Genomic DNA, 26,259 nt, shown 5'->3' with positions numbered 1-26,259 from the left:
ATCCATGTCACTTTGTCCTGCTCAACCCTGGGGGAGCGAAAAGCGTCCCTATCTAAGTCCTCGGCCCCGACTTTTGATGGCCAGGGCTTGGGGTGCAGCTTGAATTACAGCTCTAACCGAAGGCTACTGCGGCACTACGACGATTGGCTAGGAAGCCTAGGAAATCAGCTATCGAGAGCCAATGAGCTTCAGCCATCCAAATTTCCTTTTCTAGCTCGCTCTCCACGACCTCAGCGATGCGGTCCTGATCATCAAGCATGTCCTGTTCGGTCCACCCAAAGGAGACTTGGATGCGACTGCAGCAAAACCCGCAGCTGCAAATACCGCGACTGCTCGTACCGGAACAAACCGCCACAACTCCAGCGCAGAAAATGCAGAGACAGTTGGGCATTTGCTGATTCCCTAGCTGATCGTAGCAGCGTCGCGTATGCGAACCACACACTCATGAATTAAATTGCGCTGAGGGTCGTCGTAGCCGAATTCGTTGGCAAAAGTCGAGTAAGAGTCGCCACGCCCATTATCCTGTAACCACTGCTCATATTCTGCAGCGACCCGGATAGCTTTGAGACGAAAAGCAACGGCCTGTGCTTTCCTCGCCTCCTCTGCTCTGTGCTGACGGATGAGCTCTTTTTCTTGGGTGCTTAGCTCTTCAAATTCATTTTTCATCGGGGTGTCCTCGGTCTTTTCCCTCAATCCTAGGAATCAGCAGTTTTCGCTGCCGCCCGCAGCACCGCTACGCGCTCTGCCCAGTAATCGGGGGTGAATGCCGAAGGCTCCCTTAAAGGGGTCATGGGATGTCTCCTCAAAGGTACTGGTACTGCGAAATGCCCTTTCAGGCCCGTGGTTTGCCGTGGGATTCAAGCGCGTCAGCGAGCTGGATGAACGCATCCGCAAGGCGCCGCATCTGGCCGATTTCCCCCTCCAAATCACCGTCGTGATAGCGATATTCCAACGTGCTACCGAATGGCCCGGTGGAGGGAAAAATCCCGCCATAACTCAACTGCTCATTGACGTGCTTTTCAGCCTGAATGATCCGCTCGCTCACATTCGCTTCTGTTGCCATGCTCATCTTCCTACCTGGATTCTTCTTCAGAGTGCAACTAGCAAGCTGAAGGCGCAGCAGATTGTCCCATTTATTCGGACTTGATCGCCGCACTGCATTTCGGACACTTCACCGGCACCAGTATGGGTGCCCACTCGTGGGAGCATTCTGCGCAGGTGAAGCGGGAGGTGTTGATCGCATAGCCCTGCTGTTCCAGCGTTGGCGCGGAGGCGAATTTGCCACCTTTGCGGTGCAAGACACGCCGATTGCTGTACTTCTCCATCACCCGCTCCTTGATAGCTGCTGCACTGGCCGATCCGGCGCTTTACGGCCAAAGCCCGCGACATTCGCGGGCTGATGGTGCAGCGGATAACTCCTAGCAGTGAAACACAGGTATGTCGATGTACACTGGGACGTTGATCGCTGCTTGGGTCTGCTCAGCTGCTCCACACCAGCCACCCTCTTCGTCACTCCATGCAGAGCGGTCAAAATCGTAGATCATCCCCTCCTCGAATTTGCGATCAGCATCACAGAAACCGACCAGCGACCCGTCAAGCAAGAACGCGATGTTGTATGAGTCGATGCGCAGGGCCTTGTCAGGGTGTAGCGCCAGCAACTCGCTATACGCAGCCGTAGCTTTTTCGAAGGTCAGCATGAGATTTTTCCTTGTTCAGTTGCGGCAGCGGCCTGGGCACGCTCTTGATAGTCATAAGCTTGGTGCATCAGCAACTCGGCAATCTGCTGACCCTGTTCACGCTCAGTTTTGTCATCAGTCCACTCAAGCAAACGCAGGTGGTCGGCGGCTTCTTTCAAAGCTACGAAGCGGGCGTACAGTTCATCTGGGGTTAAGCGCTTGGCCATAGGATATTCCTTGAAGGCCCGGCAAATCGGGCTAACAGGTGATCAGCTCTAAATCTGAGATAAAGATTATCCTATAGGACAACTTTATTCAACATTTTGTTATCCTATACGTTAACAATTTCACTTGCTGATCGCGCAGTTACCTCCACTCTTCACTCAGCGATGGCCGCCAGCTATCTACCGTGGCTCGGCGCGTTCAATGACCGCCAACCGATCAGCCGGATAGCGGCGCATGAAATCACCGCTCGCTTCAGCTGGCGCGTCTAGCCAATCGCGATACAGGCCCCGCGGCAGAATGACCACCATCCGTTTTTCGTCGTCGGGCCGGTGATAGTTACGCATGAATGCATGGGTATCAGCGTTAACCGTCAACATGGTGTACGAATGAAGCAGCTGGCTCGTTTCAGGGTCACGCCACTCCTCCCACAGCCCTGCAATGCCCATAATCTCGCCGTCAGCCCGGGCGATCCGAGTGGGCACTGCACGCCCCGATCGCCAGTCAGGCTCATAGATCGCGGCCGCAGGAATGATGCAGTGCTGAGCACGCCGCCACGCATTGCGAAAAGAGGGCTTCTCAGCCACGGTTTCGGACCTGGCGTTATAGGTGCGCCTGGCTATCTTGGTGTCCTTGCTCCAGCTGGGTATTAACCCGAACGACCCAGTGAGCATGTCCAACTCCGCTGGCTCATCATCCTGTCCAACCATCTCACCAGCTCGGCGTAGAAACGGACCGATGTAGCCTGGCCATAGGTCCAGTTTCCCCTGCTGATCGTCCTCGATGCCGAAAGCCGCTGCGAGTTGGGTTGGCGTCGGCGCCTCGTAATGACTACACATACCAGCCTCTCCTGTAAGCATTGTCGATTTGAGCGTGGCGGTACCAAGACTGGCAGTAGCTCCGGGCCCTATCAATACGACCGCCCGTGAGGCGACTCTACGCCTTGTGGAAAGGCCTTTTGTCGCGGCTACTCTAGCCGCGCCGTACAGCCTGCATTACTGTATATACAAACAGTACAGTCGGTGCTTCCATGAATGTTGTATCAATCCAGCCCCTTCGAGGCTCAAGCCAATTGCTTTCGGTGCTCGCCGGAACTGCTGCGGGCGGCTTTCCATCGCCAGCCTCGGACTATTATGAGCCCCCGGTCTCCCTGGACGAATTGTTGAACATCCGGGCACCGCATGTATGGATCGTACGTGTCCAGGGCGAAAGCATGCGTGATGTAGGAATCTACGATGGCGGGGTCTTGATCGTCGACCGATCGATCACGGCGAGAACCGGCCAGATCGTTCTGGCCTACGTGGATAACCAACCGCTGGTGAAACGGCTGGCCAAAGCCCCCGATGATCGTTGGCTGCTGGAATCGGCTCACCCCGACTACAAGACAATTACCCCAGAGCAGTACGGCTCGATTGAGGTGTTCGGCGTCGTCACGTGGGACTTAACCCAGCATGCGAGTTGATGAGCGTAGACCCGTCTTCGGGCTGGTCGATGTGAACGCGTTCTACTGCAGTTGCGAGCGGATATTCCGTCCCGAATTGCGGCAGCGTCCAGTCGTGGTTCTTTCGAACGCAGATGGTTGTATCGTGGCCAGGACTGCCGAGGCCAAAGCCCTCGGGCTGAAGATGGGTGACCCATACTTCAAGGTCCGCGGGTTCCTCGAACAAAACGGCGTAGCCGTGTTCAGTAGCAATTACAGCTTGTACGGCGAACTCAGTAACCGCGTAGGCCTGGCTATAGAGTCTTTGGTACCCGCTTGGGAACGGTATTCAATTGATGAACTCTTCGTACAGCTCGATGGCATCCCTGAGCCGATCATCGAAGTAGGCCGGGCAATTCAGGCCCGCGTGCTGCAGTGGACCGCCCTGCCAGTCGGCGTGGGTATTGGGCATACTAAAACACTGGCCAAAGCTGCGCAACACGCCTCAAAGGTGTGGAGGGAAAAAACAGGCGGCGTCGTTGACCTGCGCAAGCCTGAGGCGGTTGAATGGCTGCTGCGACGAATGCCGGTTGAGGACGTATGGGGGATAGGTCGCCGTATGCGCGACAACCTGGCTCGTGATGGCATCAGCACCGCGTGGGAGCTATCCCAAGCTGATGCGCGGTCAATGGGCCGTAAGTACAGCATCGTGCTAGAAAGGACCATCAGAGAGCTGCAGGGCGAATCGTGCATGGAACTGGAGCAATCAGCGCCCGCGAAGCAATCCATTTGCTCCAGCAAGATGTTTGGTCAACGCGTGCATACCCGCAAGGGACTGCAGGAAGCCCTAGCGACCTACATTCACCGTGCCGCTGAAAAGCTGCGGAAACAACGCTCCCTCTGCGGAGCTTTGCGCATCGGCATTCAGACGTCATTCCATGGCGACGGACCGAAGTACGCTAATGCAGCAACTATCATCCCAGCCTACCCAACAGATGATGTCCGCCAGCTCACCAGCTGCGCGCTCCGTGCCTTGGATGGGATCTACCGGCCGGGATATGCATACAGCAAGGCAGAGGTCCTTCTAATGGATTTGCGCAAGCGAGGGGAGTACACGCAGGATCTGTTCACCCCCAGTCAGCCGGAGCGCACAGATGCATTGATGGCCACCATGGACAAAATCAACCGGCGCTGGGGGCATGATTGCCTGCGGACCGCTGCGGTGCCTCTGACCCCTGATTGGGGTATGCGCCGAGCACTCCTTAGTCCCAGCTACATGACCAGTTGGGAACAGTTATGGAAAGTACAATGCCGCTGAGAGCAATTGCTATTGCTGGCGTGATGTTTCTCTACCCTCGCTAGTAAGGACACACACCGTACCATTTTATTGCGCGGACAAAAAACCCGGCCACGTGGCCGGGTGGGTATTGCGTTGGTCTGGACCCCGCCACACCGCACGTTGCCGGCGTAGACGGGAGATGGAGTCAATAACCGTGACGTTTAATGAATCCGGTTACGGATTCTATAGTGGGTTGAGCCAGCTGATGGTATGCAAGAAATTCAAACCCTTCTAACTCCGTGTCCCATTGTGCCAACTGATCGGAATCGAACGACCAGCGCTTGCCACCGTAGGAGAATTCCGTCCAACCATCGGTCTCCTGAATTTCAGAGCGAGAATCCGTGGCAGACGTCTGTTGGCCGCTGATAGCAACCGCTTCAATCACCTCATAACTACTTCGGCATTCATCCAGTTCTTTCTGCGTCATAATGGCGTCACGTACTTTGTCACCACACTGGTAGGTCACTTTGTATTGCATATGGAAATTCCTGTTTAGACGGCGCGACGGAAGCGTACAAGCTGCACAGGCAAATAGCCCAAGCGGTAGCTGTCACCAAACAATGACGTACCCATGAAACCACCACGCTTGATGTCCGAATTGCAAACAGTGCGTAGTTCGCCGTTATGGAAAACTGTGTCTCCAGAGCGGATCATGTTGATGTGAGTATTAATAGTGTCGTAGCTGGTCATGGCGCCTGCCTTTTGGTGGACCGTTCGTTAATGGGAAACAAGAGCCTGGTCAGATAGCGGCTCGTCGAGCCTCAGACATCCAAAGATTTCGAATGCATTTACAGTCAATTGCTTTGTCGTGCTCACCCTGTTTTTTCAATAGAATTAGTACTCGATTCACACGACGGGCATGCTTTACGAAGTTGCTCACATAAGCTTTCATCTTTGCTCCCCTTACAAGCGCTACGCTTAATTCACTTCGGTCAAATCGAAATTCACACCGCCCTCATGGAGCAAGTGAAATACTTCGCAATATCGGTCGTTTACTTCCGCATGAGTCTTACCGAAATTCGCCGCCAACTTACATTTGATGCGTGCCGTTCTTAAGGGACCTTGAACTTTTGAAGCTGGAAGCTCTTCAAGTGCTTGGCCCAGCGAGTCAGCAGCGGCTTTACGATATGACAAAGTTTCTACTTCGTTTGAGAAGACACTTAATGCATCGTGACTCAGAGGGAGTGGCTCAAAATGCTCGCGAACCGAACGGGGTACGTGCTCCATTATCCTGGGATAACGATCTCCGATTAGACCTTGCTCTTTAAGAACGGATTGAACATGCATTTTCTCAGGAATGGTGCAGCTGGTTTTAATCGCAATGAAACCGGTCATGGCATACCTCGATGTTGTCCTAATGCCATGAGATGAGTCACACCCAGCATGAAGATCAGCCTCTCGCCCTAATACTGGAGAATGCAGGATCGGCTTTACCCGTTTGCGCGGCCCCAGAATCACCCCATAAAAAAACCCGGCCAGGCCGGGTTCAAGGTTGGTGATGACTTATGCCGCAGAGGCTACCCGACGCACCGGGAGCAAGCCGCGTGAATACGGCATGCCGACAAATACTGGATTTTCTACAAGCTGGCGCCAGGTAGTCGCGTCATCGGCCAAGAATTGGTCATCAGCACGCATCTTCTCGCCTGGCGTGAGCAGGCGATACCCAGTTGCCCGGATTCGATCAGCACAGGCAGACAGTGCTGCAAGCACATCGGCAAGACGGACAAATTCACCGTCCTCAGCTTGAAATTTTTCAAGCGCTGCAATGTACGCCGGCAGCTCATCCAGCTGGCCCCTCAACGAAATGCATTCGGCCGCGAGTTCGTTGGCACTTAATGCACCAGGCTCGTTGCGCTGTAAGGCCCCTATCGTGATCAGAGCCTCACGGAACTGGTCAACGTAATGCTCAGTGCTGGTCGCCGGGAATTTGTTCAAGAGGCACTCGTCGTCGATAGGGCCGCCTGCTTCCCCGTCCTCTTCCGACGATTCCCCGGGAACCATGAAGAATGCGTGCTCCACTGCACCCAGGTAGTCCGCGAAGCGCTTGATGTTACCCAGATTCGTCAGCAGCACACCCAAAGGGTGCCCATGGTGCAGGCCGATGACGTCGTATATGCGAGCCATGTCGCGCTGCTCTACTGTCGGCATGGCGGGAGCCCTCAGATATACCTCTCCACCGCCCTCCTCGTCCGTGATTTTGCCGTGGGCAATCAGCAGGACCTGGCCTGCTTGCTCCAGCGCTGCGATGCCGCCCTCCAGTAGCCATTCAAGCTGAAGGCCTTCCACATCGTCTGCACGGGTCACAGCGACAGCTTCAACCCGCACAGCATTGTCGCGGCACTGAGCACCTGAACCAATCTCCAGGAGCTGCTCACCTTGTTCGGTGACCTGCCAAAGGGCCGGGCTTCGCTGTACTCGCTTGAGCAAGCCCAGTTGGGTGAGAACATCAAACCACGGGGTTCCGATGTCCGCGTCCTGTCCATCGCTGGCGCATTCTTCGAAACGCTGCAACTTACGGATGACCAGGTAAGCGAAGGGTGGCAGGCTTGCGTGCTGTTCAGGGGTGCTCATGCTGCTGCCACCTCGATCGGTTGTGTAAGCGCTTGCTGAACTGTCTGGACGATGCGAAGCAGGTACATGTAGTCCGGGTTAGGCTCGGTAGCTCGATCGACGGGGTAATGCCATTCATCACCGAACAGAAGGGATAGGAGATCGGAATGACTCCAGCAGTCCCGCAACGACTCAACATCGCGGAGTTCGTCGAGCCGCCGGTACAGCGAACGAGCCTCTTCAGCGTCGAGATACCCCAGCTCCCAATCGGTACCGCTGCGCTCCCGCCGGCGATCGATGATGCACCTTGCAGAGAGCTGCTTGAGCGCCTTTGCGCTGAAACGGGTGCTACTCAGGCCTCGGTTTAGGCAATTCAGGATGTACTCATCACCACACTTTGCAACGAATTCAGTCACCGTCCTTGAACCCATGCCACCCCAGTAGGCAGTCCAACTCTCCCCTGCGCAAAGAATGGTGAGGTTACCCTGACAGCTGACACTATCTGGGCCGTCATCACGTGGAGACACACGGCTGCCGAGGTCCTCCAGAAAGACGGTGATCGGGTCAAGGTTTACACCTCCCCTGATGACAAGCTTTGTCACCACAGAACGCTCTACAGCTAAGCTCATGGCTGATGATCCATCGGCACTTTGATTCACCCCCATACAACTCTCCCTTATTTAGATTCATAACGCGTATACATAATCTATATGGAGATGCTCTGATTGCCTAGGCCCAACTGAGCCATGCTGGTTGTCTGTTTTTAGAGCCACGCTCTGGTCTGGTGTACTGCCAGAGCCCCGACTGGGCGGGCTGGTGGTGCACTGGATTCCGAGGTCCTGCGCAAGATCAATCGTGTAGTGGCGTTCTTGTTCCGTGGCTACGCCATCAGCCGCTCGGCCACTGCCCGACCCTCGGCCGTCAGGTGATACCAGGTGCCAATACGCAGAAACGCCGGCTCCCAGCGCAAGTAGCCTCGCTCGCTCAGGCGCTCGGCGACCGCAATGCGCACCGACTGACCATCCGGCCCGCCGATGATCAGCTCACCGCCAGAGTCGACGGCCAGACGCAGGGCTTTGATCTGCGCAGGGGTCAGGGGCGATTGGGTACTGGTAGCCATGGGGGCATTCCTCGGTATCGGGGGGTAGGGTTCGCTTACACGACGTCGATCGGGCCAAAGTCGCTCGGCTCGCCCAGCTGATGCTGCACATTCATCGCCAAATAGCCGGCCAGCGCTTCCGCTGCCTGGCGACGCGCCATGATCAAGCGCCCGCCTTCTTCCGGCTCGACGCCCTCCAACGAACTCAGGTATGCATATCGCGCCTGACGGTAAACATTCAGCTGCTGCAGGGCGTAGCCGTCCAAGGTGAAGGTCAGCGGCTCAGTCAACAGGGCCGGAGGCTCGGTACGGATGTACTTGCGTGATTTGGCCATGGGTGATTCCTTGGATGATCAGGGGGTGGGTTCAGGCGTCACACGCAGCGCTCGGTGGTTACGGACGCAAATGCTGCAGGCGCTTTCTGGCGGTCAGCGCCAGTTCCAGCTTGAGGTCGGGCAGGTCATCTTCATCGATCCTCCCGGCCGAGCAGCAATCAGTGATGAGGTCGTCGGCCAAGCGCGCCCGCCCCTCCAGCTCACGCTCATCTACGGCCTGAGCAACGGCCTTGATAGCCTGGCGAATGGCGCCCAAGGCCGCGTCACGGTTGTGGGGAACATTGAGACTCATCGTGGCACCCTCGATCACAAATGGAGGCGGGCCCGTAAAATCGCACCTGGCACTACGGACTATAGGCCCAGTTTACTGCAAAGCCCGCGACTGGGGGGGCTGTGGGAACGGCGGCGGTTTGCTATCAAATGGGAAGTTCTATTGGTGTCAGCAGCCGCAGATGGCACCAGGCGATGGCGGTTACAGGCCGATAGGTTTAGCTCGGCTTTGGTCGCCCCGGCGAGCCGATGCTTGGCTGGGAGACGTAGCGTGATCTGGGAGGAATAGCCGCATTGGGGTGGACTGTCCTGTGTGGGTATGGCTGCTCTGTGGCTCAGGCTATCTCAGCCCAGCGGCTGGCTGGGGTTGGGCGGTGCTTTATTCCTTTAGTCAGCGCTTCGCACGTCCAGCTGCCCTGCACGGGCCGCACCGAGGTCAATCCCCAAGATTCGTGATGCGTCGAGAATCGCCTGTTCGGCATGGCAGGCATCAGACATTTGGACGGGCCGATCTCCACCTTCAAGCGGCAGCCCTGCGGCCTGCCGAATCATCTTGATGGCAAAGCGCAGGCTGGCAGCGCCACTTTTCAGGCTGTCAAAAGGTACGGTGAATTGCTTGCTCGGGGCGTGGTAATTCATCGGTGTTGTCCCTGCTATTCAGGCTTGTTGGTCTGAGATTCGATAGAGTCCAGGAATGCGCGAGCGCCGGGCGATGGGGTTTCAATACCTTCCATGAGCTTGAATCGAGCCAGCGACTCAGGGGTAACACCAAAGCTTGGCGGCTGACAAAGCATGACAGTCTCAAAGGGCTTGAATTGGCTGTGGTCGTAGGGCTTTACGGCATTGGCCAAGCAGAACTCGTCCATGACAAAAAATGCAGCACCCGCCTTTTTGCCTTTGAAGAAGCACCCCCGTGGCAGTCGGTCGTTCGGCCGCAGCCGCTGACGCCATTCATCGAAGGCGGAGGTTTTCTTGATATGGCGTAGCCTCTCATGTGCAGCGGCAGTCAGTTCCTGCTTAACGGTGATGGATTGCATGGTTATCCTTCTGCGCCATGGCGCAGAGCTTCGTTATCAGCCTTGAGTTGATCAATCTCTGCAAGCAGGGCCAGGATGGCAGGCGCATTGGCTGCGGCGTAATATTCGGCCAGCTTTTGCGCATCTTCTTCTGCATCCCACTGCGCAGTGTTTACCGTCAACACCTGTGACTTGTCGTCATCCACGCTGACCTGGCCAACACACCAATTGCCCGTTACTTCCTCGCCATCTTCGCTCCCTTCCGGCCAGCACCCAGTCATGCAATCCCAGCCTTTTGTCGCTTCGGCCAGCGCCCTGAGTTTAGCTTTATCGACGATCACGGTTTGCTCCATTTTTCGATGATTTTTAGGCAGCGCTTACAGGTCACCTGATCCTTATACTGCGTCAGTTGCGCATCGCCGACTTCGGTGCCGCACATCAACTCCTCTGGTATGTCTTGGTCAGCCTCTGTGCCGCCGTCCCACTCGTTGTAATGCAGCTTCAGCTTGCTCATGGCTCGTTTTTCCTAAACACGTGGCTTTGACATCAGTGCCAATAGCGGATGCCCTTCGCTGGCACCGCAGGACGATCGTCAAGCCGAACGCTGAATGTCATTCACTGGATTTTTCTTGTTGTGGAACCTGCTGAGCAGGTTGAGGCTGATAAGCCTCGTTCTGCCATTTTTGCACCATCTGAGCCGAGTCGCCCCAGAGCCACATAACACCCACTACCAGCGGGAGCAGCAAGGTTGCCCTCAGCTGCTTATGGAAAAGGATTACATCAAGCATCATGCCGAGGCCCAAAGCGAAAGCGGCAATAGCCCAAACGCGGTCAACGAAAAAATCTATTACTGCCATTCCAATGCATCTCCACTTGCCCGATTTTCGCGGGCGCCAAAATTGATTCGTTTTCTGTTTTCTCGTCACCGGAAACGACGATACAGGGGAAATCGGTTGGACCAGTCTCAGAGCGACTTAGCCAGCCCCTGTTCATCATGTCTGGCCTTTACGTGGTCGCTCATGCGATCCGCCTGTTCATTCGCTGGGTCATAGTCTTCATGGTCCAGCGCCTTTGAAACGTAGTCCCACATGGAATGGAAAAGCGCATGCTCCGCCTCAGGTCTCCGAAGCGCTGGAGAGGCCGATCCCATGATTTTCCGTACCAACACAGCGGCTTTGCAGAAATCGCCTGCGGTAGCGGCCTCAAGGCGAGCTTCCCAAAAGCGCTAATTGGTCCAGTTGAGCCTCGCCAAAGCAATACGAGAATTACTAACACGTATGTATAATACCAGAAAGGTAAATTAAGCACCTCCCAGGATCGCCGGGGAGGCTGTGCTGACTTAGCCGCAGGGGCGACGACGACACGACCGACGAAGACCAATGCATTGTTAGGTCCCGTGTACCACCTAGTTCAGCGTCGTCGAAAAAAAAGGCCACCTCGTGAGAGGTAGCCTTCGTTGGGTTAAGCAAAAAGATCCGGGACCGTCGAGTTTTGAATGGCTGACTTAACCTTCATCGACTCCAGGATCTGTTCGTGCTCGGCGTTGCTGATCGAATGATGCCGTATGTAGGAACGCAGATCGGTACCGGCCAGATCGCGCTCCATGCGTTGCCAGAATTGCGCTCGGCGGGCCATTGCGTCGTACTCAGCAGCCTTGCCCTTAGCCAATTTGATCATGCCTTTGTTCAGGTAGAACTTGGCGCTGTCAGTCGGCGCCAGGTTTTTTGCCAAGGCATAGAACGCCTCATCGAACTCGCCTACGAAGCAAATTGCATCTGCCGGGTCGACTTCCATTTCGTCTGCTTCTTCGTAGTAGACGATGTTGCGATCCTTGCCCTCAAAGCGGTCACGGATCGTGCGCATGGCCGGACGTTCAGGGTATCGGTGCTTGTTGGTGGCTGCGAGGTAAGCGTCCTGCAAGCCCATCTCCTGCGCAGGGCTCTGCCAGTCATCGAACTTGAACCAACGCTGTTCTGGGATAACGCCTTTCTCCGTGGGTGCGACATCATCGATCAGGTAGCGCTTCCCTAATACCCGGATCTCATACCACTCCGACAAAGCAGGGAAGGCATGGTCGAAGCCGTAGCTCAGTGACCAGGCGAAGTCGATGGCCAGCAGGTTCTTCGGTGTGATGAATTGGAAGGTGCTCCCACGAAGGGTTTCGTTGGACTCCGTCTTTTCCAGTTCGCCGCGGAACATCCGCGCATCGTGCTCCTCTGCCCGCTCTTCCTCCAGCACATCCAGAGTCAGCAGGTACCGCAACAGCTCACGGCGCATCTCTGCGTTGTACGCTGTTCCTGTGACGTTGATGTAGCCGGCGTCCGAGGTTGTACGCCCGATCCAGTCTCGACGCCCCATGTCCCAGCGGGTGTTGATGAGATGGTTTCGGAAGCGGTTTATCCCGGCCATGTGCCCGTGTTTTTCGGGCGCAGACGCAATCATCGCCTCCATGGACTTGTCGCGTTCGCCGGTGACAGTGCACCAGGCACAGCCAAAACGTGACCCACACGCCGCCTTGTTACCACCGTCGCCGGTGATGATCGCGCACGTGCCTTCATTGGCTTCCTTGTAGAGCTCCAGGCACCAGTCGAAGTTGTCGACGAATGTCCGATAAGGACCACCGCGCTTCGCCTCGCAGGCCATGAGGAACTCCCACACCTCCTCCATCTCCCAGTCGGCGATGATCGAGCAGTTATACGAGCCATGCTCATTCAGCACCAGCCGCCCGGCCTCCTCCTCGCCTCGTTCTCGCATGTTGGCGGCACGGGTTTACACCTCAGCCCTGACATGATGAGGGGTTTGAGGATTTAGAGGCCGAGAGTTTCCTTGCGCGTCTCGGCCATCGATCCAATCAGCAGGTTCAGGGCAGAACATTCCTCGGCACTTACCAGGGTAGGATGGAGGGTACGCACGCGGTCATACAGCGCCGAACGCTGCTCAATCACTGCCATGTAGTCAGGTGCCTGGCCGAGAGCTGCGATTGCCTGATGCAGCGCGATCAGGTCCGCCAAGCGGGAACGCTCAAAGCTGTCAGGCGCAGCGGGATGATTATTAGACTGCATATATTCTCCTGCCTAATCATGGAGCCGTACTCTGGGCTTGTGTTGAAGCGGGGGAATTTCGTTATTCGGTCGGATTTACGACCAGCTCTACACCGCCATCCCATTCTGCCATCACCTCTGCACCACACCCAGAGCACACCGTCGACACTTCGGGTGCAGTCTCTTCTAGCTGGAGCTTGCCGTCATTGCCGCACTGAGCGCAGTGATATACATACAGGACAGTCAGCGTGGTGGTCATGGTCTGATTCTCCTAGTTGAATTACGCGTATACGCCAAAGATGCCGGTAACCAGCAAAAGCCACCAAATACCGCCGTATAACGCGAGTCGACTCTTTATGGCAAGTTGCGCATTCCGGTTACCGCCCGACCTGTATCTCGCAGCGACACTTTGGGGCCAAGGCTATGACCCCGAAGACATTGATAAAAAACCAGCTCTGGTCGGTGCCACCATGTGCCGCTGAGTATGCAGCGAGCTTGCTGACGAACCACGCCACAGCACCAAGCCAAGCCGCCCATGCGTAAAACCGCAAGGCACCTTTTTGAGCTACCTCCAATTTCGCTTCTCCTGAATGGACCAATGCGAGATGCCCCCTGGTAATTGGACGTGAAAGACGCCCTGCTTCTACAGCCCTGGCCCAGCATGCTGAGCTTGAGCGTGACTCTCCTACATCAGACTTCGGTGCTGCCGAGCCACTGGCCACCAAGGTAGCCATCGGCGCCGTCCCGGGTAACAGCTTCCTGCTCCCGGGCAACAGCCGACAGCTGCTCATGCGTCCAGCCGGATGCCGGGGCTGTCACCTTTGCCAGCACGTTGCCGGCGAGAGAACGGATTTCTAAGTCCAGGTGCTTCCCAGTGGTAAACAAATCCGGCTCTCCTGGCAGCTGATCTGTAATGAAATTCAACATGTCGGTTTCCTTTCGTTGGGGAGGTTCAGGAATCGCAGCTGAAACGGGGCTGGGCTTGGGCATACCTAGGCGGTTCTCTATGATTCTAAGCTGCCAGCCAAAAGTGAAAGCAGATTGTCTTTTTCGGCAATGTCGCTCGGCTGCGATTTGACGATTTTCTTCAGGGCTGCGCGATGCGCGAGCGATCTGCAAACCACTTCTTGAGCATGTTTCTTCGTGTTGCTCAAAACAACTTCACGCCGAAGCGCTTCACGGCCCCGCGCCCAGCAGGCAAGCCGATGTGCCCAGTTCCGGTAATGCGTCATCACCAAGGCCATCTTGTATGCAGCTACTGCGTTGCTAACCTCGCCTTCGACTGGATCGGTGGTGGTGTCATCCGCTTGTAACCAAGGCATACAGATTCCTACCGCTTCCGATTGAGCAGAATGACAGTGGCAGAAAGCTTCTCCATCAGTACGACCGTCATGCTCAAAGCCTCGGTCATGTCAGGGACGTTGAAGCACGTGTTACCAGCAAGGTTGTCAAAGTCGTACTCAGTGACATCAACACCGCCAATCCCGAAGGTAAGCGACACGTCACCGCCTTCTGCCCCTTTCATATCAACAGAAAGATACTCGTCACCGCGAAGGCGATAGGGCCATACAAGGGCTTCAATCTGGCCCTGCATATCAGCTCTGGCCAGCGCTGCAAGCTCTGTAGCCCAGCGATCAACCTCGGGAAGAAAGGTGCACCAGCTTGGGCCTACGTCGCTCAGTACATTGGTATTTGGCATGCAGCGTTCCTGATTATGTCCTGGGCTCGAACATCGCCCCTTCTAATGCCGCTGCCCAGCTCGATGGCTGGGCTTGGCGTGTACTTGGGCAGCGTTTTCCTCAACCTTCGTTGTGTCTGGTGAGGGCCACAGCTTTAGCCGTATCGAACATGCGTAGCAATCACGCCGGCTACAGCAACAGCCAATACCAAAAAGAGTATGGTAAGGGGTAGCCAAGAGCCATTAGGGTTTAGCCGTATACGTGTATGCTTCATCGGGGTCTCCTCGAACTTAGTACGGGTAGCCCCGTACCAAGGAGCTGATATTAGAGTTTTTCTTCAGCTTTCTTAAACTCGTCCAGTTTGAGTCGAGCAGCTGCGTAGAAGCACAGAGCGCAAAGGGCCCCCGTGCCACCCGCAAAAACTGCAAGTGACTCGATCGCCGCGAATGGAGTGCCGGCCAGGGGATGGAACGCCTTAGCAATCACTGCCATGCCTCCGGAAGTCAGGAGTATCCACGGCGCGATCCGACAGATCGTAGTCAGGCCGGCCTTGTGCTGTTCAATAGCCGCCTTTTGCTCAGATTCGATGACCCTTGCTGCAGCCACGTTGACATCGAGCTGCAGGCCCCAAGCATGCTGGAGGACAGAGCAATTGTCCTCGGCAACCTTCGCTGCGATCTCGCAGGGGATCCGACCCTTACTTGCTACAGCTTCCACGACCGCCTGCTTCCAATTGGCGAACTCATTCATCGGTAAATTCCTTCAACGGGTGTTGACGCCAAGTCGATCAGTCTCTCGACATCAGCAAGCGCGGTGTATGTTGCGCATGATGCTCGTAACTGAATCGTAACACGTACGCGTAATACTGGTAAATGAAGACACTATGATGCAAACGTATCGCGTGAGGAGAGAGCTGCTTTTTCACTGATAGCTGCTCGCACAAACAGTTGACCGCCCGCCAAGGCCCCAGTCCGGGTAACCAGAGCAGGCCAAACATAAAAAACCCCAGCCTTGGCCGGGGTGGGTGATGCGTTTACTGAAAGCTGATCACACAACAGGGGTACTCGTCAGAGCTGCGTGCGGTGATGGCTAACCGGAAAAGACCCTGAACATCTGTCAGCCGGGGTTTTCCCTTGATCGAGACCAGGACCAGCAGCCGCGGGCTCACTGGCGAGCAGCCAGTTCAGCGGCCCGTGCGGCGGGAGAAGGCGTTTCTTTGATCAGGCGGGCAAGGAAAGCGGTATAACTGGCCTGCTCGTTGATGTGCATGATGTGCTCAATGAAGTCTTTTCGCTTCCGCTCCAACCACTGCTCAGCAGCGACAGGCTCGCAAGGAAGGCGCTGCGTGTAGATCACGTAGTCGTCGAGAGCAACCTGTTGTGGCCAGGTCAGTTCGGATACGTTGAGGTTGTGCATGTGGCATCTCCAGGAGGATGTAGGCTTCGTACCTAGGAGATGCTCAACAGCGAGTATGAAGGCAGCAGCACATGACTGCGCTGGACCTCCCCTTACCCGCTTACGTCGTCATCACTCATCATCGTCGAAGTTGTACATGCCCGGCGCCAGGTTCTCGAAACGGGTGTACTTGCCAATGAACGCCAGCCGGACAAAGCCGATCGGACCGTTACGCTGCTTGCCGATGATGATCTCCGCCACGCCCTTGTGCTCGGTCTCGGGGTGATACACCTCATCCCGGTACACGAACATGATCACGTCGGCGTCCTGCTCGATCGCACCGGATTCACGCAAGTCGGAGTTCACCGGGCGCTTGTTCGGGCGCTGCTCCAGGGAGCGGTTCAGCTGCGACAGGGCGATGACAGGGCAGTTGAATTCCTTGGCCAGCGCCTTGAGGGAACGGGAGATCTCGGAAATCTCATTGGTCCTGTTGTCGCCGGCAGAGCCCGGGATCTGCATCAGCTGCAGGTAGTCAACCATGATCATGCCAATCTCGCCGTGCTCACGGGCCAGGCGGCGTGTGCGTGCTCGCATTTCCGAGGGGCTGATGCCGGCGGTGTCGTCGATGAACAGCTTGCGGTTGTTGAGCAGGTTCACCGCGGAAGTCAGTCGCGGCCAGTCATCATCGTCCAGCTGGCCAGATCGCACCTTGGTCTGGTCGATGCGGCCGAGCGACGACAGCATACGCATGATCAGCGATTCACCTGGCATTTCGAGCGAGAACACCAGCACCGCCTTCTCGGACCGCAGCACAGCGTTCTCCACCAGGTTCATGGCGAAGGTGGTCTTGCCCATCGATGGCCGGCCGGCCACGATAATCAGGTCGGCCGCCTGAAGGCCGCTGGTCTTCTCATCTAGGTCGGTGAAGCCGGTCGACACACCGGTGATGTCGCTGTCGGAGTTGAACAGCGTGTCGATGCGGTCGATGGCCATGGTCAACAGGTCTTTGACACCTACCGGGCCGCCAGTTTTCGGCCGGGCTTCAGCGATCTGGAAAATCTGCCGTTCGGCCTCGTCCAGGATCTCCGCAGCATTCCGCCCTTCCGGATTGAAAGCACTGTCTGCGATGTCCGTGCTGATGCTGATCAGCTGGCGCAGGGTCGCCCGCTCCCGGATGATCGCAGCGTAGGCCTTGATGTTGGCCACCGACGGAGTGTTCTTGGCCAGCTCCGCCAAATAGGCCAGCCCGCCGACCTGGCTACTCAGACCCTCCTTGTCCAGACGCTCGTGCAGCGTGACGATGTCGAAAGGCTCGTTCAGGTCCGCCAGCTTGGCGATGGCGCGGAAAATCAGCCGGTGATCATGCCGGTAGAAATCGCCGTCGGACACCTGATCGAGCACGCGCTCCCAGGCGTTGTTATCGAGCATGAGACCACCGAGCACGGACTGCTCAGCCTCGATCGAGTGCGGTGGCACCTTCAGCGAGGATGTCTGTAGGTCGAGCTGCTCTGGTGCGTAATCGTCGTTCATGTGCATCTGATTCCGTCAGTTGGGGGCGCTATCGAGTGGAGTGGTAACAGGAGGCTTCACGGGGGCTTTCTCACGCCTTTTCGGCGCCGCCCCCTGCCCTTCCCCTCAACCTTCTTCGCAGCCCCTTCTACGAGCTTCTGGACAGGCATACGGCCAAGTCGCGGATTGGGGTCAATTCTCTCAACCCCCATTTCTTGATCGGTGAAGTCGTGGGTACCCGGCTCCAAATTGACGAAGCGTGTGTATCGCCCCTCGAAGCCGAGCCGGACGAAACCGGTGGGGCCTTCTCGCTGCTTGCCGATGATGATCTCGGCGGTGCCAGCAAACCGGGAGTCGGGGTTGTACACCTCATCCCGGTACACAAACATGATCACATCAGCGTCTTGCTCGATGGCGCCGGACTCGCGCAGATCGGAGTTCACCGGGCGCTTATCCTTGCGCTGTTCCACCGAGCGATTGAGCTGCGAGAGAGCAATCACGGGGCAATCAAATTCCTTGGCCAAAGCCTTGAGTGACCTGGAGATGGCCGAAATCTCGTTGGTCCGGTTGAGACCGCCGTATCCGGGGATCTGCATCAGTTGCAGGTAATCCACCATGATCAGGCCTATCTCGCCGTGCACACGCCGAAGCCTCCGCGTGCGGCTACGCATCTCCGAAGGGCTCAGCGCCGGCGTGTCGTCAATGAAGAAGCGATCGTTCTTGTTGAGCGCGTTGGCAGCCTTGGTCAGCTTGGTCCAGTCCTCGTTCAACAGCTTCCCGGATCGGACTCGCGACTGGTCAATGCTACCCATCGAGGAGAGCATGCGCGTTAGCAGGGCATCGCCAGGCATCTCCATGGAGTAGACCACGACCACTTTTTCCGACCGCAGAACGGCCTCTTCCACAATGTTCATGGCAAAAGTGGTTTTGCCCATGGATGGCCGGCCGGCCACGATGACCAGGTCAGCAGGACGCAACAGGCTCAGTTTGCTATCGAGGTCGACGAAACCTGTCGATTGGCCCAGCGACTCAAGCCCTGACTCATGGGCGGTTTCGATCTTCTCGACGGCCTTCCTGAGCAGGGTTTCGATGCCAACCGGACCGCCCTCCTTCGGCCGTTGACCGGCCACAGACAGCATTTTCGCTTCGGCATCATGCACCAGATCTTCGGCGGAGCGGCCGGCTGGAGAGTTGGCGCTCTGCTCGATCTCCTCGCACACACCGATGATCTTCCGGAACTGCGAACGCTCGCTGACTACGCGAGCAAAGGACGCGATGTTGGCGACGGACGGGGTGTTATCGGAAAGCTCTTTCAGATAGGCCAAGCCACCTGCATTGGAGAGCTCACCTGCACGCTCTAAGGCCTCCTGTGCCGTGACGACATCAAGCGCCTGCCCCTCTTCAAGCAGCCTGGCAATAGCCTTGAAAATGAGCCTATGGTCAGCGCGGAAAAAATCAGATACGACGACCAGGTCAGAGACTCGGACCCAGGCACGCGGGTCATTCAGCAATCCGCCTAGAATGGCCTGCTCGGCTTCAACAGAATGCGGCAGCTCCCGGTTAGGGGGCTGTTCGTATTCAGCTGCTAGATGGATATGGTCGTTCAAGCCTCAGGCCTTACTGGTGAAAATGCTGGGTTGGATCAAGCCGCCAGCGGCAATGAGCCCCTATTGGAGGTCCTGGTCTGCGGCTGACAGCTGGGTTTCGGTCACGATGTTCGTTGTTTGGGGGCCTAGAACGCAACTACCACGCGCTGGGTGGCCGGCCGGATCAGAACGTAACTTCGATCATGGTTGCCCGGCCGGAGCGGGTTTGAAAGTCGCAAAGGCCCAGCTGCACGAGCCGCGGCTGCCGATGAGCGATGCAAGTAGCGACTTGGGCGCGAAATGCCGCCAACTCAAGCGGGAGCACTGCTCGACCAGTAGCGGCCTGGATCTTATCGCGGAATTCCTGCAACGCCGCCTCCAGGCAAGCATCATTGCCGGCCTGGCCTGAAGTTTCGGCACTCGGTGTTGGGATCGACATTCAAACTCTCCAGGATGGGGCCATGACAACGCCTGAGCTGACATGCACAGTCGCGGATAACGGCCGAAAGGCCGTAACACGTAACTATAATCCTGAAAGATTTACTGAATGTCAAACGACATGGAGGGTCAGTGGGGCGAAGTGTAAAGCACTGAATATCCTATGATTTCAGCGAAACCATGAGACCTTCATGACTGCCGAAAATACAGAACAAGGGAGGGTCAATAGCTCTTACGCCAATTCGCCATCGAGCTCTTTTGCATGGCTGCCCAGCAGCTCCTGGATGTCCGCAGTTATGCCGGTCTCGGTCTCGAAGGTAGCCGCGGGCACGACCCAACTGTACTGGGGCCCTGCCAGCAGCCGTGCTGTCTCTTTGTTCGACAGGGTTGATCGCCAGCGCAAGATCAAGTACTCCTCGACTTCCTTTCTCCCAAACGGGATTGCGCAGAAGGACAGCTCGTAGTTGCTCGAATATGTGCTGACCAAGCCCTTTTTGTCGCTGGCGCAAAGGCCAAACAAAGCGCAGGTTTTTTTGGCGAATGAATGATTTTTAAAATTCGTTAGGTCTCTCATCCTGGCGCGAAGTGCCGAACTCTCACCCACGTACACTGGGGTTTTTCCCTTCCAAATCACGTAGACCCCTGCGTCACGTGTGATGTCCTTTTTCCAGCTGGTGTCGCCAGCCAGTACACGCCGAGGTGCAGCGATGATCGCAGCCTCGTAGTGACGGAGTAACTTCTGGGTATTCAAGTGTCTCAGCTCCTGGTGCCGCTCTCTTGGGGGCCCAGCATCCTCAGCCGGCAACCCCGCCGAATACTGACTGAAAAGGGCGCGAGATTCACTACCGATTCGGCCCCCTCCCCGCCCATCGAGCGCTCAGGCCCCGAGGTCAGCTCATTTTAATTTCGTTCCGACTACGACTTCTCTTTTGACGCCACTTTCGGAGCACAGAAAATACATCACAAACCATCCCATGCCAGATCAAACACATGACTGTCAGCACGAAATAGTCCGACGGTCCCTCTAAGACCGCCAAACTTTGTGGGTAGAACGACTCAGCCGAATTGAAAATCTTGCCAATACCTGAAACCAGTAGCAAAAGCACTACTAACACTGCTGCGGAGCGTAATAGGCTCAAAATAGTTAGCAAAACAAACATCGTCAGCGCTTTGAGCGTGACGATAGTGAAGAAGCGGGGACGCTCACAGACACCGAGCCAGTTTGTCTTCCACCCAGGTGCATCATTTTTGAGTTTTCTTTTCATATTGACTCATCCTTCGCTTGGGAGGGTCCCGCATCTGCGCGACCAGCGTCACAGCATTCCTGGCCATCTACGCCTGAGGCTGCTGCCCGCTTTTTCTTGAATCCAAACCCATGCCCTGTAGCTAGGTGTACAAACGGCAGTGCTGCCCAGTACCCAACCACAAACGATGCAGCCTTTGCGGTGAGGCCGGGCAACGTATATGCGAACGAGCTCGCTGTAAAAGCTGCGATGCAGACGGTGCCAACTACATAGTTGCGACGAATCTGATTTGTGGTGGGCTGCCGGCAGGGCGTAATCATGGTGCCGCCCCCTCGAACGCTGCAGACTGACGATCAACTAGCGCGCAGCGCTCCTTGACCCTGTCCAGATCCCTAACCCGGATTTCCTGCGCGCTTCGGTTGGCATTCACCAGCAGCCGAGTCGCGCATTTTGAATCCATGGTCACCGCCTGAATTTCTTCAGGCGTCGCAGAGGAGTATCCAGTCCTCAGGTTGCTCAAACCAAGGCCTTTGTAGGCCATCGGCCCACCAACCAGGGCGAGCAACGCTACTCCCCAGTAAATCGTTCGTTTTCGAATCCTATTTTCTGTAGTCGCCACGGATCACCCCACATGGATTTCTGTCCGGAGAGAAAATACCACATAACGCGTACAGATAAGACACCAGTATTGATATGATCCTGCGTCCTGGCCGCTAGGCCTTAGACAAAAGGACACCAAAGAGAAATGAAATGGGACGACATGAACAAGCGGCAACAGTGGTGGATTACCGGCTTTGTGGCTTTTAAGCTCTGGAACCAGTGGCACCTCGTGATGATTTGCGCATTGGCAACGATAGCTGCGTTCTACTACCCAATGGTTCAAATCCGGGAGATGTACGGGAACATCGCGTCAGCAATTTTTTACGCCGCAGCCTATTTTCTCTGCGCCAAGCACATCGGCTTTTGGATCATCAACCCCATTTGCGGACTGATCAGCCTCAAGGCCGTAAAGCGAGCGTACGGCCCCCTCACCCGCCGCAATGTTCGGGACTGGGTCGTAGACTGGTGCTACCAGCCGGCCGGGTTCGCTGAAGGTTCACCACTGGACATTGCACAGCTCGCCCGTGCAAACGGAGAAGGCAAGTAAACACGGATCGGTTTACCCGCTCGGTCTCGACTCCCAGACTAATCGAGACCGAGCTTTATGAAGCTCATCACTATTCAAGCGGCTGCCACACATTCTCGCAGGCGCCCCGGCTCGCCCACTCTGCAACCAAGGGACGTCGGTCAATCATCGTCCTTGGCAAGGCCATATTCGCTATGCGCAGGGCCGGGACCCCCGCTAATGTCGTACAGCTCCTCTACCGTGAAGATTTGGCCCTTATCCCCGAACAGCTCATCATCACGATTGCGCGTAACTGCTGCGCCCGTCTGCGATTTGGAGCACCACACCGCAATATCACGGATGAAAAAACCCGCAGAGATAACGCCGAAGATCAGGAATGTGAACAGGACGCCCTTCGTCACGAGCACCAGTGCTCCTACGGCCAGGAACGCCAGCAGCCCTTTCGGAACAGTGTGATCAGGATCTCGGAGATGGCTCAGGCTGCAGCCAAAAGACAACATCACGAGTGCCCCGGCGAGAGCCACGCCGATTTCCGCTTCTGCACTCCTGTCGATAGTCCCCCAGACACCCGCTCCTACGGCCCCTGCAATTGCGGCCAGATGGCGCACCAGCGCCAGCGGAGTGCGACGAATCCTATCCTCAATAGCCCAAAGAGCGCGTGTTGGCGCCATCATCTGCGGTGCCCGGACCATACCGGCAAGTCTATCCACTGCGGCCACCATCTTGCGGACTGTCGTCTGACTCACCACCGGCATGGCAGCGAGATCCTGGATCAGCTGCACGCAACGTTTGAACTCTGGCCCTGCCCGTTTAACCGAGCCTGGGTTGAAGTCGGCGAGGTCGATGCTGCCGGCGTACAAACCAAGGTAAACAGCGATTAAGGCCTCGGCTCGTGCCACCTGTTGTGCAACAATTTTATTCAGATCCATCGCTCGTCCACTCGATTGCCCGCGCTGCCTACACGCTACAGCAGCATCTGAATTTGCAACCTCAACAACCAGAGAGCCCAGCTCGATGGCTGCGCTTGGAAGCACCTGGTGATTGCTCCTATTTCAAGACCCTGTTCAGACCGTCACGCAAACACCGGGCTTGATCTTCATAGCGATCGGAACGGGTCAGAACCTGCCCGCTCGCAAGGGTGGTTTGCCATACGCAGTCCCCTGAGTCGACCTCGTCCACCAGCAGCTCAAGCATCTGGCCGCTGTCGATCTGCACACTGTAAACCAGCTCGAAACCCTCTAATCCTTCATGCACGATGCCCATTGGTCGCTCACTCCATAGTTTCGGCAACGCTGCCTTGACGCTTAGTTCGCGTTCTCACTTGATCAAGGATCTCAGCAGCTGCAAGCTCTTTTGCAGCTTTTTTTCCGCCGGCGACTGTTTTGGCCATGAACTCATCCCCCCCAAACGCGATACACTCACATCGTAACCAGGGAGAAGATATGTAGCCTAATATGTCAATCAATCATGACTTATTATAGTTAATTCGTTTCATGCCGTTTTCGCAAATCTCTTTCGAGATCTATATCAGCTCACACTGCATGAGTAACTGGTTGCTATCCGGCGTGCCGGCGATTGTCATGCGTGGTCGCTAGGAGGTACTGCTCCAGTCGCACACTCTACACTGTGCAGTGCACAGTGTAGAGTGTGACGAATAGAAGCCACTACCGAGGGGCACGACTTGGCTGCAAGCCCCGTAATCACTGGCCTGTTAACCTCATTTTTGACTTGTAAACCACTGTGGTTTACAGTGAAAAAAAGTAGTTAACAAGAGGCCAGAGCATGCCGAATTTACACGAAGAAGCTAAGGCCTACATTGAGTCCATTTTAGGTGTGGCAGCGCAGATGACACCGGTGCCACTCCGGGTCCCGTACACCATCCGAGACAGCTACAAGACCTACGAGCTGAGCATCCCAATGGGGAACAGTTCGCCGCTCAACATGATGCTGCTGGTTTCCCGTGATGATGTTGCGTACCCAGGCATCGTGAAGCTACAGAAGCACATCGAGCTGGTGCGCAACGTCACCAACCAGGTAGTGGTGTACGTCTGCTGGTCCTTGTCGATTCCAGACCGCCGCAGCCTGATCATGCACCAGGTCAATTTTATCCAGCCCAGCTTCCAGATGTTCATACCGGAGTTGGCGCTGGACCTGCGTGAAAGCTTCCGTCAGCGGCGAGAGCAGAGCGAGTTAGCCGCCCTCCTCCCCGCGGCCCAAGCCATGCTTCTCTCGTGCCTCTATGCCGGGATAGCCGACGAAGCCTACTTCACCACGAACGCTCTCCTCGGCGATCTCGGCTACAGCCGCGTGACCCTCTCGAAGGCAGTGGATCAACTGACATCGCTGGGCGTAATTACACCGGCTAAAAGCGACCTTCCCTGGAAGACCTACGCTTTCAACGGATCGCCTGCAGAGGTGTTCGAAAAGGCCAAGCAACACCTACGGTCCCCCGTCAAAAAAAGAATAGGTATTACCCGCAATTCGTTCCCCATGATGCCTGGCGTGTTCATCGCTGGAGAGACTGCCCTAGCCAAGTACACGATGCTGGCGGAGCCAAAGCAGGCCGTATGGGGCATGACCAAGTATGTGTTCAAGAACATGCTGGCGAACCATGCGTTCGAGGTGATCGAGGCAGTGGACGCGATCGAAGAGTGGGTGGAGATCTGGGCGTATCCGTCGCTCACAGAAAGAGAATACATAGCAGATGCAGCGTCGCTGTTTCTGAGCCTGGAAGACAACGCAGACGAACGTATCCAGATTGCACTGGATGAACTTAAGGAGCAGGTCAATTGGTTAGCGTGAAGGGTTTAGATTTGTTCGCAAAGCACTTTCGCGATTTCCGCGATAGCTACGTCCTGATCGGTGGCGTTGCCTCTGCTCTGGCGATGGAAGATGCGGGAGAGAGCTTCAGGGCCACGAAAGACCTAGACATCGTGCTCGTGATTGAGGCTCTGGACTCCTCTTTTGTAAACAGGTTCTGGGAGTTCATAAAAGCCGGAGGCTATGAGATCAAACAAAGAGGCGGTGACAGGCCCGTATTCTACAGATTCCAGAATCCCTCCGATGAAACCTTTCCGGTCATGATCGAACTCTTTTCTCGTGCACCTGAAGGCCTGGAGCATGTAGAAAACGCAACACTGACCCCAATCCCCACCGATGAATCGGTTTCGAGCTTGAGCGCAATCCTGCTCGATGACGACTATTACGGGCTGTTGCGATCCGGCCGCCATCAGCGCGAGGAGCTGACCTACATCAGTGCTGATCGTCTCATCCCCTTCAAAGCTAAGGCCTGGCTCGACTTGTCTCAGCGCAAGGCGAACGGAGAAGCGGTCGACTCACGAAATGTCAGGAAGCATCGGAACGATGTCTTGGCCCTCGCGGGCCTGCTGACTGGAGAGGTGATCGAGTTGCCCGAAAGCATTGCCGCGGACATGGGGAGGTTCCTTGAGCGCCTGGCGGTCGAAGAGATCGACTTCAAAGCGCTAAAGATTCGAGGTGACCTCAAGACCATCATCGGTCGTATAGCAGAATCCTTCGGCCTTAAGCCGACCTTATAATCCAGCTAATTCCGCGAAGCCTTTTTCAGCGCCCGGCCCCAGTTCGGGCGCTGCGAATGCGACGACCGCGTTGATGAACTCCGTCCACTGATCAGGTGTGAAGCGCATCGGTTATGCAAGGCCGACGATGGGCTCCGCAAGGTATTGAGTCCAAGGTGGACCTGGCGGTTGAGAGGTGCATGCACTTGAATGAGGATTCAGCAGTAACCACTCACGGTTTAATGTTCTTGCGTGGGACCGCGGGTGTACGCAGAGCCGGATTCATTGTGTTTTGAATGGCGCACTGGAAAATAAAGAACCACAGGAACCCGGATACAAACACACAAGCTGCTATGAAGGCTAGCTCGGCGTCCAGTATGCCGGTGATGTTATATTGCTTTAGCACTATGGATCCCAGGACAATCCCGGTGCAGTACAGAGCGCCTGTAACCTGGTTCCCCAAGAAGCCAAGAATTCCGCTGAATGCATTATTTGCACTTAGCAACACTGCCTTTAGAATTGTCCAGGCAAGAAGAGGAAGGACAACTTTTACCATGATTAAAAATAGTGTAGCTGAAGCAAATAACTTCAACGGCCTTTCTGCCCACGGCTTGATAGTGCCGTCGTCGGCAACACCAAAAAACAAGATTATATTCAGACCAATTGCAAAGAGGCAGCAAACACCTAGGCGCATCATTTCGCGCTTCAGAGGGGCCATCATTATCACCGCGTGGATTTTTTTTGCGATGCGTCGGTTTAGTGACTTGATCATTGGTAT

At 56.0% G+C, this 26,259-nt stretch carries 41 protein-coding genes; 6 read left to right on the top strand and 35 right to left on the bottom strand.

The features are described 5' to 3' along the window. Positions 1–402 precede the first annotated feature (402 nt). The 6 genes from G7009_RS18105 to G7009_RS18080 all read right to left on the bottom strand — a co-directional run bounded on the left by G7009_RS18105 (position 403) and on the right by G7009_RS18080 (position 2,737). Positions 403–666: a hypothetical protein gene (locus G7009_RS18105; protein WP_181131352.1), complete on the bottom strand. Its 264-nt coding sequence runs from the start codon at positions 664–666 to the stop codon at positions 403–405. A 166-nt stretch (positions 667–832) separates the two neighbouring features. Next, positions 833–1,063: a hypothetical protein gene (locus G7009_RS18100; protein WP_181131351.1), complete on the bottom strand. Its 231-nt coding sequence runs from the start codon at positions 1,061–1,063 to the stop codon at positions 833–835. A gap of 70 nt (positions 1,064–1,133) precedes the next feature. Further along, positions 1,134–1,325 carry a hypothetical protein gene (locus G7009_RS18095; protein ID WP_181131350.1) on the bottom strand — a complete coding sequence of 64 codons (192 nt, stop codon included), beginning with the start codon at positions 1,323–1,325 and terminating at the stop codon, positions 1,134–1,136. 93 nt (positions 1,326–1,418) lie between these two features. Beyond that, positions 1,419–1,697 (bottom strand): hypothetical protein, encoded by a 279-nt coding sequence (locus G7009_RS18090; protein WP_181131349.1) that lies wholly within the window; start codon positions 1,695–1,697, stop codon positions 1,419–1,421. Continuing rightward, positions 1,691–1,903, bottom strand: coding sequence for a hypothetical protein (locus tag G7009_RS18085; protein ID WP_181131348.1), 213 nt, complete (start codon positions 1,901–1,903; stop codon positions 1,691–1,693). Before G7009_RS18085 ends, G7009_RS18090 begins: the two co-directional genes overlap by 7 nt. Before the next feature lie 177 nt (positions 1,904–2,080). Further along, entirely contained in the window at positions 2,081–2,737 is a 657-nt protein-coding gene (locus tag G7009_RS18080) for an SOS response-associated peptidase (protein WP_181131347.1), read from the bottom strand. A gap of 191 nt (positions 2,738–2,928) precedes the next feature. Between G7009_RS18080 and G7009_RS18075 the strand changes: the two genes are divergently transcribed. Next, positions 2,929–3,360 carry a LexA family protein gene (locus G7009_RS18075; protein WP_181131346.1) on the top strand — a complete coding sequence of 144 codons (432 nt, stop codon included), beginning with the start codon at positions 2,929–2,931 and terminating at the stop codon, positions 3,358–3,360. After that, a complete protein-coding gene (locus G7009_RS18070) occupies positions 3,350–4,636 on the top strand; it encodes a Y-family DNA polymerase (protein WP_181131345.1) in 1,287 nt (428 codons plus the stop codon). The genes G7009_RS18075 and G7009_RS18070 overlap by 11 nt, the downstream gene beginning before the upstream one ends. A gap of 166 nt (positions 4,637–4,802) precedes the next feature. Here the strand turns inward: G7009_RS18070 and G7009_RS18065 are convergent, their stop codons facing one another. From G7009_RS18065 to dnaB (G7009_RS17955), 23 genes are all read right to left on the bottom strand, one after another. Further along, positions 4,803–5,135 carry a hypothetical protein gene (locus G7009_RS18065; protein ID WP_181131344.1) on the bottom strand — a complete coding sequence of 111 codons (333 nt, stop codon included), beginning with the start codon at positions 5,133–5,135 and terminating at the stop codon, positions 4,803–4,805. A 14-nt stretch (positions 5,136–5,149) separates the two neighbouring features. After that, positions 5,150–5,347: a hypothetical protein gene (locus tag G7009_RS18060; protein WP_181131343.1), complete on the bottom strand. Its 198-nt coding sequence runs from the start codon at positions 5,345–5,347 to the stop codon at positions 5,150–5,152. Positions 5,348–5,575: 228 nt separating this feature from the next. Continuing rightward, entirely contained in the window at positions 5,576–5,992 is a 417-nt protein-coding gene (locus tag G7009_RS18055; RefSeq protein ID WP_181131342.1) for a hypothetical protein, read from the bottom strand. Between the two features lie 168 nt (positions 5,993–6,160). After that, positions 6,161–7,228, bottom strand: coding sequence for a hypothetical protein (locus G7009_RS27515; RefSeq protein WP_219856646.1), 1,068 nt, complete (start codon positions 7,226–7,228; stop codon positions 6,161–6,163). Beyond that, positions 7,225–7,872, bottom strand: coding sequence for a hypothetical protein (locus G7009_RS18045; RefSeq protein ID WP_258197975.1), 648 nt, complete (start codon positions 7,870–7,872; stop codon positions 7,225–7,227). Before G7009_RS18045 ends, G7009_RS27515 begins: the two co-directional genes overlap by 4 nt. 215 nt (positions 7,873–8,087) lie before the next feature. After that, positions 8,088–8,327 (bottom strand): hypothetical protein, encoded by a 240-nt coding sequence (locus G7009_RS18040; RefSeq protein WP_181131341.1) that lies wholly within the window; start codon positions 8,325–8,327, stop codon positions 8,088–8,090. 35 nt (positions 8,328–8,362) lie between these two features. Next, complete coding sequence (locus G7009_RS18035) at positions 8,363–8,641, bottom strand: hypothetical protein (RefSeq protein WP_181131340.1); 279 nt, start codon at positions 8,639–8,641, stop codon at positions 8,363–8,365. 58 nt (positions 8,642–8,699) lie between these two features. Next, complete coding sequence (locus G7009_RS18030) at positions 8,700–8,933, bottom strand: hypothetical protein (protein WP_181131339.1); 234 nt, start codon at positions 8,931–8,933, stop codon at positions 8,700–8,702. A gap of 365 nt (positions 8,934–9,298) precedes the next feature. Then, positions 9,299–9,550: a hypothetical protein gene (locus G7009_RS18025; protein ID WP_181131338.1), complete on the bottom strand. Its 252-nt coding sequence runs from the start codon at positions 9,548–9,550 to the stop codon at positions 9,299–9,301. A gap of 14 nt (positions 9,551–9,564) precedes the next feature. Next, on the bottom strand, positions 9,565–9,948 hold the full coding sequence (locus G7009_RS18020) for a hypothetical protein (protein WP_181131337.1): 384 nt from the start codon (positions 9,946–9,948) through the stop codon (positions 9,565–9,567). 2 nt (positions 9,949–9,950) lie between these two features. Continuing rightward, positions 9,951–10,268 (bottom strand): hypothetical protein, encoded by a 318-nt coding sequence (locus G7009_RS18015; RefSeq protein WP_181131336.1) that lies wholly within the window; start codon positions 10,266–10,268, stop codon positions 9,951–9,953. Next, positions 10,265–10,441, bottom strand: coding sequence for a hypothetical protein (locus G7009_RS18010; RefSeq protein WP_181131335.1), 177 nt, complete (start codon positions 10,439–10,441; stop codon positions 10,265–10,267). Before G7009_RS18010 ends, G7009_RS18015 begins: the two co-directional genes overlap by 4 nt. Positions 10,442–10,538: 97 nt before the next feature. Next, entirely contained in the window at positions 10,539–10,784 is a 246-nt protein-coding gene (locus G7009_RS18005; protein ID WP_181131334.1) for a hypothetical protein, read from the bottom strand. Between the two features lie 604 nt (positions 10,785–11,388). Next, a complete protein-coding gene (locus tag G7009_RS18000) occupies positions 11,389–12,681 on the bottom strand; it encodes a hypothetical protein (RefSeq protein ID WP_181131333.1) in 1,293 nt (430 codons plus the stop codon). A 53-nt stretch (positions 12,682–12,734) separates the two neighbouring features. Then, positions 12,735–12,989: a hypothetical protein gene (locus G7009_RS17995; protein WP_181131332.1), complete on the bottom strand. Its 255-nt coding sequence runs from the start codon at positions 12,987–12,989 to the stop codon at positions 12,735–12,737. A 61-nt stretch (positions 12,990–13,050) separates the two neighbouring features. Then, positions 13,051–13,227, bottom strand: coding sequence for a zinc ribbon domain-containing protein (locus G7009_RS17990; protein ID WP_181131331.1), 177 nt, complete (start codon positions 13,225–13,227; stop codon positions 13,051–13,053). 431 nt (positions 13,228–13,658) lie between these two features. Further along, positions 13,659–13,895, bottom strand: a complete 237-nt coding sequence (locus G7009_RS17985) for a hypothetical protein (protein ID WP_181131330.1) — start codon at positions 13,893–13,895, stop codon at positions 13,659–13,661. 77 nt (positions 13,896–13,972) lie between these two features. Beyond that, positions 13,973–14,290 (bottom strand): hypothetical protein, encoded by a 318-nt coding sequence (locus tag G7009_RS17980; RefSeq protein ID WP_181131329.1) that lies wholly within the window; start codon positions 14,288–14,290, stop codon positions 13,973–13,975. 8 nt (positions 14,291–14,298) lie between these two features. Further along, the gene (locus tag G7009_RS17975; protein ID WP_181131328.1) at positions 14,299–14,667 is read right to left on the bottom strand and encodes a hypothetical protein; all 369 of its coding nucleotides are present in this window, start codon (positions 14,665–14,667) and stop codon (positions 14,299–14,301) included. A gap of 304 nt (positions 14,668–14,971) precedes the next feature. Then, positions 14,972–15,397, bottom strand: coding sequence for a hypothetical protein (locus tag G7009_RS17970; RefSeq protein WP_181131327.1), 426 nt, complete (start codon positions 15,395–15,397; stop codon positions 14,972–14,974). 414 nt (positions 15,398–15,811) lie between these two features. After that, the gene (locus G7009_RS17965; protein WP_060514676.1) at positions 15,812–16,063 is read right to left on the bottom strand and encodes a hypothetical protein; all 252 of its coding nucleotides are present in this window, start codon (positions 16,061–16,063) and stop codon (positions 15,812–15,814) included. Between the two features lie 111 nt (positions 16,064–16,174). Continuing rightward, on the bottom strand, positions 16,175–17,572 hold the full coding sequence (gene dnaB / locus G7009_RS17960) for a replicative DNA helicase (protein WP_060514675.1): 1,398 nt from the start codon (positions 17,570–17,572) through the stop codon (positions 16,175–16,177). Between the two features lie 56 nt (positions 17,573–17,628). Beyond that, positions 17,629–19,158 carry a replicative DNA helicase gene (dnaB, locus tag G7009_RS17955; protein WP_181131326.1) on the bottom strand — a complete coding sequence of 510 codons (1,530 nt, stop codon included), beginning with the start codon at positions 19,156–19,158 and terminating at the stop codon, positions 17,629–17,631. Between the two features lie 205 nt (positions 19,159–19,363). Between dnaB (G7009_RS17955) and G7009_RS17950 the strand changes: the two genes are divergently transcribed. Further along, complete coding sequence (locus tag G7009_RS17950) at positions 19,364–19,546, top strand: hypothetical protein (RefSeq protein WP_181131325.1); 183 nt, start codon at positions 19,364–19,366, stop codon at positions 19,544–19,546. A 261-nt stretch (positions 19,547–19,807) separates the two neighbouring features. On the opposite strand, the gene G7009_RS17945 is transcribed toward G7009_RS17950, so the two are convergent. The 3 genes from G7009_RS17945 to G7009_RS17935 form a co-directional block, all read right to left on the bottom strand. Continuing rightward, the gene (locus G7009_RS17945; protein ID WP_181131324.1) at positions 19,808–20,326 is read right to left on the bottom strand and encodes a hypothetical protein; all 519 of its coding nucleotides are present in this window, start codon (positions 20,324–20,326) and stop codon (positions 19,808–19,810) included. A gap of 139 nt (positions 20,327–20,465) precedes the next feature. Continuing rightward, positions 20,466–20,840 carry a hypothetical protein gene (locus G7009_RS17940; RefSeq protein WP_181131323.1) on the bottom strand — a complete coding sequence of 125 codons (375 nt, stop codon included), beginning with the start codon at positions 20,838–20,840 and terminating at the stop codon, positions 20,466–20,468. A gap of 295 nt (positions 20,841–21,135) precedes the next feature. Next, the gene (locus tag G7009_RS17935; RefSeq protein ID WP_181131322.1) at positions 21,136–21,360 is read right to left on the bottom strand and encodes a hypothetical protein; all 225 of its coding nucleotides are present in this window, start codon (positions 21,358–21,360) and stop codon (positions 21,136–21,138) included. Between the two features lie 204 nt (positions 21,361–21,564). On the opposite strand from G7009_RS17935, the gene G7009_RS17930 reads away from it, so the two are divergent. Continuing rightward, positions 21,565–21,966 carry a hypothetical protein gene (locus tag G7009_RS17930; RefSeq protein ID WP_060514669.1) on the top strand — a complete coding sequence of 134 codons (402 nt, stop codon included), beginning with the start codon at positions 21,565–21,567 and terminating at the stop codon, positions 21,964–21,966. Between the two features lie 140 nt (positions 21,967–22,106). Here the strand turns inward: G7009_RS17930 and G7009_RS17925 are convergent, their stop codons facing one another. Continuing rightward, positions 22,107–22,874 (bottom strand): hypothetical protein, encoded by a 768-nt coding sequence (locus G7009_RS17925; protein ID WP_181131321.1) that lies wholly within the window; start codon positions 22,872–22,874, stop codon positions 22,107–22,109. A 118-nt stretch (positions 22,875–22,992) separates the two neighbouring features. Then, the gene (locus G7009_RS17920; RefSeq protein WP_181131320.1) at positions 22,993–23,208 is read right to left on the bottom strand and encodes a hypothetical protein; all 216 of its coding nucleotides are present in this window, start codon (positions 23,206–23,208) and stop codon (positions 22,993–22,995) included. A gap of 519 nt (positions 23,209–23,727) precedes the next feature. Between G7009_RS17920 and G7009_RS17915 the strand changes: the two genes are divergently transcribed. Further along, positions 23,728–24,747 (top strand): hypothetical protein, encoded by a 1,020-nt coding sequence (locus G7009_RS17915; RefSeq protein ID WP_181131319.1) that lies wholly within the window; start codon positions 23,728–23,730, stop codon positions 24,745–24,747. Then, positions 24,744–25,502 carry a hypothetical protein gene (locus tag G7009_RS17910; RefSeq protein ID WP_308813334.1) on the top strand — a complete coding sequence of 253 codons (759 nt, stop codon included), beginning with the start codon at positions 24,744–24,746 and terminating at the stop codon, positions 25,500–25,502. Before G7009_RS17915 ends, G7009_RS17910 begins: the two co-directional genes overlap by 4 nt. Positions 25,503–25,713: 211 nt before the next feature. Here the strand turns inward: G7009_RS17910 and G7009_RS17905 are convergent, their stop codons facing one another. Beyond that, on the bottom strand, positions 25,714–26,253 hold the full coding sequence (locus G7009_RS17905; protein ID WP_181131317.1) for a hypothetical protein: 540 nt from the start codon (positions 26,251–26,253) through the stop codon (positions 25,714–25,716). Positions 26,254–26,259: the final 6 nt, after the last annotated feature.

It is taken from the genome of Pseudomonas capeferrum (assembly GCF_013523055.1).
In the GTDB taxonomy this organism is placed as follows: Bacteria; Pseudomonadota; Gammaproteobacteria; order Pseudomonadales; family Pseudomonadaceae; genus Aquipseudomonas; species Aquipseudomonas capeferrum_A.
The sequence above is the reverse complement of the archived record's forward strand: the minus strand, read 5'-3'. Positions and strand labels throughout refer to the sequence as shown.